The organism is Mycobacterium sp. (assembly GCF_052144515.1).
In the GTDB taxonomy this organism is placed as follows: domain Bacteria; phylum Actinomycetota; class Actinomycetes; order Mycobacteriales; family Mycobacteriaceae; genus Mycobacterium.
The window spans coordinates 1-9,646 of the sequence record NZ_JBKQQD010000191.1 but is presented as its reverse complement, the minus strand read 5'-3'; the positions used below and the strand labels follow the sequence as shown (position 1 = coordinate 9,646).

Annotated in this window: 10 protein-coding genes; 4 read left to right on the top strand and 6 right to left on the bottom strand. The window is 61.5% G+C overall.

The window, feature by feature from the left end; translation table 11 throughout:
* The first annotated feature begins 648 nt into the window (after positions 1-648).
* The 3 genes from ACLP9N_RS13065 to ACLP9N_RS13055 all read left to right on the top strand — a co-directional run bounded on the left by ACLP9N_RS13065 (position 649) and on the right by ACLP9N_RS13055 (position 3,681).
* On the top strand, positions 649-1,101 hold the full coding sequence (locus ACLP9N_RS13065; protein WP_442407799.1) for a hypothetical protein: 453 nt from the start codon (positions 649-651) through the stop codon (positions 1,099-1,101).
* A 485-nt stretch (positions 1,102-1,586) separates the two neighbouring features.
* Positions 1,587-2,228, top strand: coding sequence for a recombinase family protein (locus ACLP9N_RS13060; protein ID WP_442407798.1), 642 nt, complete (start codon positions 1,587-1,589; stop codon positions 2,226-2,228).
* Between the two features lie 4 nt (positions 2,229-2,232).
* Positions 2,233-3,681: a tyrosine-type recombinase/integrase gene (locus tag ACLP9N_RS13055; RefSeq protein WP_442407797.1), complete on the top strand. Its 1,449-nt coding sequence runs from the start codon at positions 2,233-2,235 to the stop codon at positions 3,679-3,681.
* 624 nt (positions 3,682-4,305) lie between these two features.
* Here the strand turns inward: ACLP9N_RS13055 and ACLP9N_RS13050 are convergent.
* Entirely contained in the window at positions 4,306-6,003 is a 1,698-nt protein-coding gene (locus ACLP9N_RS13050) for a protein NO VEIN domain-containing protein (protein ID WP_442407796.1), read from the bottom strand.
* Between the two features lie 312 nt (positions 6,004-6,315).
* Between ACLP9N_RS13050 and ACLP9N_RS13045 the strand changes: the two genes are divergently transcribed.
* Positions 6,316-7,323, top strand: coding sequence for a hypothetical protein (locus ACLP9N_RS13045; RefSeq protein WP_442407795.1), 1,008 nt, complete (start codon positions 6,316-6,318; stop codon positions 7,321-7,323).
* Positions 7,324-7,357: 34 nt separating this feature from the next.
* On the opposite strand, the gene ACLP9N_RS13040 is transcribed toward ACLP9N_RS13045, so the two are convergent.
* From ACLP9N_RS13040 to ACLP9N_RS13020, 5 genes are all read right to left on the bottom strand, one after another.
* Positions 7,358-7,657 (bottom strand): DUF3761 domain-containing protein, encoded by a 300-nt coding sequence (locus ACLP9N_RS13040; protein WP_442407794.1) that lies wholly within the window; start codon positions 7,655-7,657, stop codon positions 7,358-7,360.
* A gap of 70 nt (positions 7,658-7,727) precedes the next feature.
* Positions 7,728-8,336 carry a DUF732 domain-containing protein gene (locus ACLP9N_RS13035; protein WP_442407793.1) on the bottom strand — a complete coding sequence of 203 codons (609 nt, stop codon included), beginning with the start codon at positions 8,334-8,336 and terminating at the stop codon, positions 7,728-7,730.
* 120 nt (positions 8,337-8,456) lie between these two features.
* Positions 8,457-8,969, bottom strand: a complete 513-nt coding sequence (locus ACLP9N_RS13030) for a hypothetical protein (RefSeq protein ID WP_442407792.1) — start codon at positions 8,967-8,969, stop codon at positions 8,457-8,459.
* Positions 8,970-9,022: 53 nt separating this feature from the next.
* Positions 9,023-9,316: a GIY-YIG nuclease family protein gene (locus tag ACLP9N_RS13025; RefSeq protein ID WP_442407791.1), complete on the bottom strand. Its 294-nt coding sequence runs from the start codon at positions 9,314-9,316 to the stop codon at positions 9,023-9,025.
* Between the two features lie 9 nt (positions 9,317-9,325).
* Positions 9,326-9,646, bottom strand: a 321-nt coding sequence (locus ACLP9N_RS13020; protein ID WP_442407790.1) for a restriction endonuclease, incomplete at its 5' end; no start/stop codon positions are given.

Below are 9,646 nucleotides of genomic sequence, written 5' to 3'. Positions count from 1 at the left end.
CTCGAGCGCATCGCCGCCCACGAAGACGCCGCCCTCACGCCCGCCGCATAACGGCCCCCACAAATACGTCACCGAAATTCCGTGCCAGACCACTTAGTCATATAGGAAATTTAGAGGGGTATAAGTCGGTACGGCGAAACGCCTATATAAGGAGAGCTAGTTCAGCCCAATTTCCGGAGGTACTAGAGGAAAGCGGCTTAAAAGGCCTGGTAGAAACCTTTTTCGCGCGACCGCCTATCGAAGGAAGACCGGATGGACCGCCCGTGAAGACCGACCCCTACGCCAAGCCCACCCCACCGTACTACCTGCAGCCGAGCGCAACCCGCCGGCCAAACCACCCGCCCCGCAGCGCGCTTAGACCACCAAGACCGGTTCAGCCCCAACGCCGAGATGAAAGGACCAATAAACATGGGGACCTATCTACAGCGCAATGGTGGAGTGCCGCTTAACCACCCCCGTCGGTGCCAAGCGCGCAGACAGGATGGCGAGCCGTGCCGCCGCTACGCCATTCGCGGCGGGACCGTATGCCGCGTACACGGTGGCGGAGCCCCACAGGTGCTGGCCAAGGCGCAGCGCGCGCTACAAGAAGCGGCCCACCACAATGTGAAAAACCTGTTGGGCTTGGCAGATAACGCAGAGAGCGAACAAGTGAGGCTGGCAGCCACTAACAGCGCCCTGGACCGCGGCGGGGTTACGGCGAAGTCGGCGGTAGAGCTATCAGCCCGGCAGCCCAAGCCGTGGGAAGAACTCCTGGCCGGCATTGCCTTCGCGGGTATCGCGCAGATCACCCGCGAGGAACACCGTGCCCGCCAAGGCCTGCCCACCAACGAACCGCCCGCCCTATCGACGCCCGAAATCGAGTTCGTGGACGCCGAACTCGTGCCCGAACAGGAGCCGCCCGTATCGGGCCCTAGCCGCCACGGAGACGAGGCGACGCAGCCCGACCCAACCGACGTACCCGCCGACGAATCGGCAGAGCCTCCGCGCCACATAGCACCCCCGCCCGTGTCGGTGACCTACGAGGAAGCCGCCGCAATCATGCGCGCTTCGCGTGCCCGCGTCCGGAGCCCGCGGCGCGTACGGTCCGGCCGGACGCGGTAGGGCCCGTCGGAATGGGCCTTCATTCGCCCGCTGACGGCTTGCGAGCGCCCGGCCGGTACGCGCCGACCGCCGAGGGGTTCGCACACGGGAGCGACGAGATGAGCGACGTTTGCCACAAGATATATCGTCGCAGCTCAGCGGCTAGACGAGCGTTCGCTAATGGCGTAGCGTCCGGGCGTAAGGCGGAACCGACCGGTTACGCCCTTAACCGAAGGAGGCACACGAATGGATGAAAAGGTTCAGGCGGTCGATGAGTTGCACCAAAAGCTCTGCTGCCCCGCGATTTCCGATGGCGAGCGCCATGAAGTCGTTAATACGCTTAAGCGGTTCTTAGGATTTGAGGAGCAGCCCTGTCCGCAGTGTGACGGCCCAGCGCCCGAGGGCCTAGCGCCCTACCCCTTCCGCGGGACCCTGTTATGCCTTGATTGTTACGCCAACTCCTGGATTCAGGAGCAAATGTGGTAGCAAAGCAACAGCGTCCGTTGATGTTTGCTTACACACGCGTGAGCACTGAGGAACAGGCCGACATACGCAATGGCCTTGAGGCACAACGCGCCGCCATCGACGTTGAGGCGAAGCGCCGCGGCTGGAAACTGGAGCACTATGCCGACGAGGGCGCCAGCGGCAAGTACATCAACTCTAATCTGCGGGAAGTACTACGACTCTTGGCCTCTGGGCAGGGCGATGGCCTCGTGGTCGCAAAGATGGATCGCCTTGCGCGGTCGATTATCAACGCGGCCGACATCATGGAGCGAGCTCAGAACCAGGGGTGGTCACTAGTCGTGCTTGATCTCGGTGTTGACCTCACGACGGCGAGCGGTCGGCTGATCGCCCAGGTGATGTCGAGCTTCGCCGAGTACGAGCGCGCCCAGATCAGCGAGCGGACCAAGGCCAGTCTCGACGCAAAGAAGCGACGTGGCGAACGGATTGGCCGGCCACGCGTCGTCCAACCCGGCATCGTGCGCCGGATCGTCATGGACCGCAACGCTGGGCAGACATACGAGCGCATCGCCCGCGCACTCAGTGCCGAAGGCATCCTCAGCCCGCTCGGCAAGCCGAGCTGGCAAGCGTCCACAGTGCGACGCATCTATGCATCCGCCAGTTCTGTTGGGCAGGAGGCTAGCTGACCAGATGGCCTATGTACGGGCGCACGAGACTAGGCAGAAGCGCAAGGGCAAGGTCGTAAAGACCTACGCCGTCGTCTGGCGAGAACCAGTCCGCGACCAGTTCGGCCTACCCATGCCGGTGAACCCCGAGCACCCAGACGGCCCGAAGCAGATGCGCGCGCGGCGGGAGACATATCCGACGCGTGAGGCGGCAGAGGCCCGCCGCGACGAGCTGAACGCCGCCCGGCACACGACGGGCGCCAGCGCCCTAGCCGAGCAGCGTAAGGCGGGTGACATGCCGTTCGGGTATTACGTACGCGCCTGGCTCGACGCCCAAGGGGTGCGCGTGGCCAGCGGAAAGCTGAAGGCGGCGACCTGCGTCAAATACCAGCGGCTCCTTGAGTTTTACGTTCTGCCAGAGCTGGGCGCTACGGCGGTCGCGGCGATCTCCCCCGCGCATTGCGAACAGCTACTCATGACACTCGTGAACCGGCGCAGCCGCGTCGGCGCGGCTGACGCCGCCCTGAGCCCGCAGACCGTAACGCATGTGTGGCGGACCTTTAGCAAGGTAATGCGGTACGCCATGCACCACGGCGCGATAACCGCGAACCCTGCCGACAGGGTTGATTTCTCTGCGAGCCGCGCGACCGGCGACCGCGCCCGCTTTGAGCACCGCCCGTTGACCGCCGAACAGGTCGGCGCGCTCAGCGCCGCGATAGCGGGAGAGCTGCCAGGCCTACCGGCCTACCCCGCCTATGCCCTTATGGTTCAGTTCATGGCTTACACGGGGCTGAGGGCGGGCGAGGTGGCCGGCCTGGAGGTCGGTGACCTAACCTTTGCGCCCGGCCCGCGCTGCGCCGTTAACGTTCGCCGCACAAAGGAACGCCGGGGCGGCGTTTGGGTGACCGGTACTCCCAAGAGCAAGCGGTCGCGGCGCACCGTACCTCTTCCGGCCTGGCTTGCGGAGCGCATGGCGGACTACATCGCCGGGCACCCGCGCGCCGACGAGCCGACCGCGCTGCTGTGGCCGGGCCGCACCGCCAAGTGGGCTCCCATCAAGGACGCAGGTAATAGGCGGCAGACGGCCTATGACTGGTCCGAGCCGGTCGACATGGACACTTTCTATCGGCGCGTATTCAGGCCTGCGCTTGCGGCGGTCGGGTTACCCGTGAGCCAGCCAGCGCGGCGCGCGACCAAAACCGAACCAGCGTGCGCGGCGATGAAAGGTGTGCGGATTCACGACCTTAGGCATACCTTTGCGGCGCAACAACTTTCGGTGGGTGTCCACTTCATGCAAGTGAGCCAGTGGCTAGGCCACGCGAGCTACACACTCACGTTGGACACGTACGGTGATTGGATTCCGCAGCAAGATGGCGGTGCGGCGAACGCCCTGCCTGAGCCGCCCGCGCCGGAGGCGGCAGCCCGGGCAGTTGTCGACAACGTTGTTAATCTGCTTGGGCGGCAGACGAGTTAGGTACGAAGAGCTTGTCGACGTTGACTCCACCGAAGCATGCCTACCCTAACCCCTACCCCCCGGTCGCCTAACGCACCCGATCCCGCGGACAATTTTTGCAATTTTTGCGCGTCAAGGACCGATTCTCAGCCGTACGGGCTCCGTATCTGGCCATCGCTCTACAAGCCAAAAATGGCTCGACCGGGCAGCCCACGCCCTCCCACGACTTGGGCCAGCGACCAGGGCAGTACATGATCGACATGACCGCCGGTTTCCAGAGTGCTCCGGCAGTAGAAGCATTTCGCGCCGAACTTCGTAGGGAGTTCTCGCCAGACATTAGCTTGCGCCCTCGATACGACCAGATCGACATTAATCCTGGTAATCAAGCCTTGTTGAGCTTTATTTCGACGAAGGGACACGGCCAAGTCAATATGTGCTCTCGCTCCACGGTTCGCCCAACTCACAAGGTGTAACCGTCAGGTTGCCGGACAGCTATAGGCCGCCCGACTCCCTGCTGCCGACAAGTTGCCGATAACCCGGCCCCGGCGGGAACGCCCGCACGCGAGGTCGTGGGTCAGATCAAGAGCGCCAGTTCACGCCGCACCCGGTCTATCGCCGCGACCACGGCGGGGTCGTCGGGGCGGTTTAAATGCCGGTGCGGTAGTCGTAGGCGATTGGTATTAGTCCGCCCTCATTGATCTCCCAGGGCATGACTAGAACCAATTCTCCGCCGGTCGCGACTGGTTGGTCACCGCTGCGATCGAGTGCGATGTTGCGAACAACCGCCAGAGCGTTATTCGGATGCTCCGCTCGGTGGAGATTGACCTCGTTCCTAGTCAAAACCACCTCTGCACCATCCGTCGTCGTTCCCTTCACCTCGACTTTGACGACCTCTTGGCCTTTTGTCGCGTGCACGTCGTAGGACTCACGCTTTCCGACATCTTCGGTCTTATAACCCAACTCGTCCTCGAAGTGTTTGCGCGTCACAACCACGGCCCGCTCCTCGATCGCCGCGTTCTCCTCTGCGGTGAGGCGTCTACGGAGGAACTTACGTCGCGGATTACTCACCGACTCGACTGCAGCGATGACATCGCTCACCTCTGGAGACCCGTTGCGGCCAAGAGCCGCGAGATGGTTAGACCACAGCTCCTCCAACTGGTCGACCCACTCATCCGGGATGCGCACTCCGCTGCCCGGGGGTGACCAGTAGATCGCAGGAAGCTGCCGGTTCAGCTCTTCTTTCGGAAGGATGTCCTCGACCGGGAGGACGCATTCCCACTCGATATCAACGGTGTTTGCTACTTCCCCCGGATGGTTTTCCGGGTCCCAGTGCGGGATTTGGCGGATTTCGCCGACGACCGTTCCACTCGCGATGATTCCCCTGCCGTGGTCTCCCTGCTGCAGCAGAAACGCCCGGTCCCCCGGAGAAACCCCACTTGTCCTTACGCCGGTTGACCAGTCCTCCTCTACGGTCTCACCCCGCGCAGTCCGCTCGATGGCGTCCTGGTATCCCCCCCGCTTGGCCCACTGCCCCTTGTCCGGGTTCCAGGTCACGATGAAGGTGCGGCGAGCCTGCCCGGAATACGCCGACGCACCTTCGTGTTGCGTTGGAGCCGACTTCACTTCGCCCGCGAGTGGCGTAAGTCGCAAGTCGTCCAGTAGCTGGTCGTAAGCGGGTTCCCCGCCAATCATCCGACCGATCACGTCGATGGCTGCACCCGCGAAGGACTCATCGTCGCGCATCCGCTCATACAGCAGTCTAGATAATCCGGCGGGAAAGTTGAATTTTTCCACATCCGCATCAGTGACGCCGGTGAATAGTCCTTGTATCTCCCACCAGGACGAGTTCCGCAGCGCAAACCAGGGCATCGCAGGGTCAGGGGTGGTCTGCCTGATCGCGAACGGCGCGAGCAACTCGACCAATTCGTCACGGACGTTCAAGTAGGGAACCAGTCGCGGGCTACCTGATCGAGCACGGGAGATCGCCCACAGCAAAACGACGTACTGATACGGCGCCGGCTTGCCGTGGGTGCGGTCGACCCTCAACTGTTCCAACTCGAACAACGGACCGTCATCGATTAGAAAACCGAGATCGCCGAGAATGCCTGATTTTTGCCCGCTATGTATCCCACCCGACCGGTCCCTGTCCCAGAATTGGCCGGTGGCGATACCGTGTGCGATCCCAATAATCTCCTTGGGCTTGTAGAAGCGCCCCTCGTAGACGAGTCGGTACTTCGTCGGGTCCTCGAACCGAAGGGACCGCACAAACTCCTGTCGACTGGGATCATCGCGGAACTTAATTGCTGCGAGTACGTCGCTTTGCTTGATCTGACCGGCTGCCACAGCTTCATCGTACGAACGCTGTGCGACACGCAGTCGCAAAAGCGATTACCGCTTCGAATTGCGATTCGCCATCATCACAGTCAGCCAGGCTGGCCATACGCTAGATGCTCCAATTCCCAGCGCACCGGTCTAGGGCTGCCACCACGGCAGGGTCATCGGGGTCGCAGCCCTCGTCACGGATCGCGGCGCGCTCGATGTCTTCCATATTGGGTTGGACGCGCCAGGCGGCTTACCGGTTCCAAACGCGACCGGGCTAACCGGACACCCCGTCAGGAGCGCGGAAACTCGTCGCGGGGTCGATAGGGTTGCCGCGTGGGTTTTTGGGAGACTTTCCGGGGCTTCAGTTGCCGCGCGCAGTGGTGGATGGCGCTCTCGCTTGTCGTCGGGCTGTGTCTACTTGGTTTGGGCTTCTGGGGTGAACTCGCCCCGCCGTGTTGGTGGCCGGACTGGTGGCACAAACTCGGGTACGGGCTGAATATTTTCGCGTCAGCCACGGGATTTCTGATCGGCGTGCCGATTGCGTTGGTCTTCTTGGAAACGATCAAATCGAATGCTGCTCAGCAGGCACAGATCGACCAGGTGAACCGGATTTCAGAAGCGGCCTGGTCTGAGTTTTCCAAAGCGATAGACGAACTTTGTAGCGACGAACGTGTGGGGGCTGTCAATCGCACTAATAACGCTTCGAGCGCAACCGATCAGGTTCAAGCTGAGCACGATATCATCATCGAACGGCTAGAAGCCAGCCGTGCCGCGATCCGAAGCAATCCGAATAAAGCGATGGATGAGATTGCTGATCTAAAAACATTTCTCGCAACTCACGCAACCACGTTTGAAGACAAGCGAAAAGCTGTAGACAAGCAGTTTGGAACTAGACACACCTTGCGTCCCAAATGGAACTACGTCCTTTCATCATGGCGGGTGCTAGACGAGCATGTTCGGGTACGGCGGCTTGAGTTTGAATTAGCGCCGATGAGCCAAGAATCGTACACAAATATTCTTGATAAGCTTAGTTCGGACGACGACAACAATCTGTTCGAATTCCTTCATGTTCACAGCGGCGGCGCAAAGTCGGCGTTCCGCGAGGGTGGGATCACTAGCATGACGGATTTGGCAGCATTGATTGATATTTCTCTAGAGATGCCCGCTGACCAACTTGCTAATATCTTGACTAAGCACTACAACGAATGGATTGGTTCTAGCCTTAAACACTATTGGACAAACGCTTTCGGTGCCTACCTCTTTCTCACGTCACTCAAAATGTCGGTCGAATCGGTAGCGACGCGTGGTTGGCCGGGGAACGCAACGAAACCGAAACGGTAGTCGGTCTGACAAGCGAGTTCCCCGCCAACACGTTTCAGCGTGGCGCGCACCCGCCCTGGCTGAGCGGGCTTACAGGGTACTGCCCAACCCCGCCATGGCCGTGGCATGTGCCACCGGAGTGCGGATGTTCACTGCACGAGTAGTCGCCGTCGTTGCAGATCGCGGTCGGGTTCTGGCACGGCGCTGAGCCTTTCTTGGGGTACGGCACGCAGTCACCGGACGAGGCTTGGTACGTGCCCGGCGGGCAATCCGTTTCGCTCTTAGCGGGCGCGGCGAGACCCGTCAGTGCCGCCGCGATAGCTGCCGCCGCGACGAGAGTTGCACGAAAAAACATGTGTGCCCAACCCTTCCTTTGCTGGACGACGGGGAACGGAAACAACTAGGGGTGGCAAGGCCATCCCACATCAGACCGGCCCGCCAATCTGCGGGCAGTAGACCGCCGTGGACGTGTAGAGAAACCACGTCACGTCGTTTTCGGCGATGCTCGGCCATACCGCGTGTAACCGCGAGTGCAACTCCGTGGGGTTACCACCGGTGGTCATCTCGTCGCAGACGTATTGGGCTGCTGCGAGCACGGCAGGAGTGTTGGTGCCGGGATCGCCCAGGGCTTCGTTCTGGCGGAGGTCCGCCAGGAACTTCCGGTCTTTGGCGCTGAGGATCGGCGTAGGTGTTGGCGGTGTGACCATGACCGGCGGCGGTGCCGTCACTGTGGGCGGTGGTGGCGCGGCGGCCACGGTCGTCGTCACAGGCTGTGACGGAACCGGCTGTGTTCGAGCGTTATTCGTGGTATTCCTACCGAAAAGCGTTGATAGCAATAGGACCAGCGCAGCCGTTATGGCGAGGACAAGGACAGCGAGACCGGCCCACATGAGTCGACCGTGCCGGTTAGTCGGCATCTCGTAGGTGTCGTCATGGACTGACCAGGCCAGCTTTGGTTCGTCGCCTGGCGGCGGCACTTGGGTCGTCTCGGCATCACCGCCGTGCTCCGACGCGGCGGTGTCATCGGTGCTCATGACGTGACGGTAAGACCAGCTCAGATACCGCGCAAGCCCTCACACGGCCATATCGGTGGTGTCGGTTGTGTTGGCGACTTCAATCTCGCCAAAAACGTGTCGTCGGTGCTGTCAGGCACCCTACAAAGGGTTTAGGAACGGCTTGCCGACACTCAGCGCGCCCCGCTGCACATCGCGTTCCAACGCGAATGCGTCGCTGCCGTTACCCACGGGCACATACCGATATTCGAAGTGATCATGGATGTGCTTGCGGGTGAGCGCGTCAAGCGACAAGACGCCATCACCTATCTGCGCCTGTTGCTGAAGCGAAAGGCGCGGCACGACGAACCGGTCGCAGACGTAGACACAAAACTGGTCACCGCTTCTGCGTCCAGATGCGTGCGAATCCAGTCGCGTCCACAATCCCTTGGCTTTCGCTGGCTCGTCCGGTGCGGCGATATCCTCGGCTGCTAGCGCCCGGCCCGACATCCCAACGTAGATCAGCCGATCGTGCTCCCAGACGGTGTACACGCCAGCGGCGACTTTCGGCACCGAACGGTTGGGCCACTCGGAGAACCGGTGACACGGCCCGGTCTCCAGAGCACGCAGAAGTTCCTGCTGATCGCTGTTAGTTGCTGACTGCTCGTGAGACACCAAGGAAGATTGTCGCATCTCGTGGCGTCGTGGCGGCGAGGGAGTCATCCGCTCTACTGCGACTCCGACCACCTCGGCGTGAGGTTGTAGCCGAGAGCCGGGTTATTCGCGCCCGTCTCGCGGATAAAGAGCCGCTCCATCTCGCGGACTTCCGCATCGGTGGCTGTTTCGCATTCCCAGAGGATCTCCTTGCGGACGGTCAGGTCTAGGCGATGCTCTGCAAGATCGGCGGCGATCCGCTCTTTGGCGCTGGGGCTACCGAAGTAGGAAATCGCGCCGGTCAGATCCATGCCGACGTAGATCTTCCCTTTGGGGTAGGTGATCTTGTAGACCTGCTTGCGTGCCATTGGGTCCAGTTACTTTGGCAGTGATTTGAAATAGTCGGTAAGGATTGCGACTTCTTCGACAACCCTCTTCGTGGTGGTGACTCCAAGCTCATATTTCTTGAGCAGCTCGCAAAGCCGGTCGCCATCAATCAGGTCGACGGGCGGTGCACCATCCCGGCGGGCCTCTTTCTGTGCATCGCTGGTGAAGGTTCCGGTGGTGATCAGCAGACCCTTCTCGCCACGGCCAGCCATAGCGCCACGGAAGTCCCTCACCGCGTTCGGGCCGACACTTCCCGAATAACGCTTGCACTGAAAGAAGATCGGAAAACTCAGGAGCGAGATCTGGTAGAC

Excerpts from the sequence above, each read along its gene's own strand:
- ACLP9N_RS13060 (WP_442407798.1), top strand. The coding sequence starts at position 1,587 with ATGTTTGCTTACACACGCGTGAGCACTGAGGAACAGGCCGACATACGC.
- ACLP9N_RS13055 (WP_442407797.1), top strand. The coding sequence starts at position 2,233 with ATGGCCTATGTACGGGCGCACGAGACTAGGCAGAAGCGCAAGGGCAAG.
- ACLP9N_RS13040 (WP_442407794.1), bottom strand. The coding sequence starts at position 7,657 with ATGTTTTTTCGTGCAACTCTCGTCGCGGCGGCAGCTATCGCGGCGGCA.
- ACLP9N_RS13035 (WP_442407793.1), bottom strand. The coding sequence starts at position 8,336 with ATGAGCACCGATGACACCGCCGCGTCGGAGCACGGCGGTGATGCCGAG.
- ACLP9N_RS13025 (WP_442407791.1), bottom strand. The coding sequence starts at position 9,316 with ATGGCACGCAAGCAGGTCTACAAGATCACCTACCCCAAAGGGAAGATC.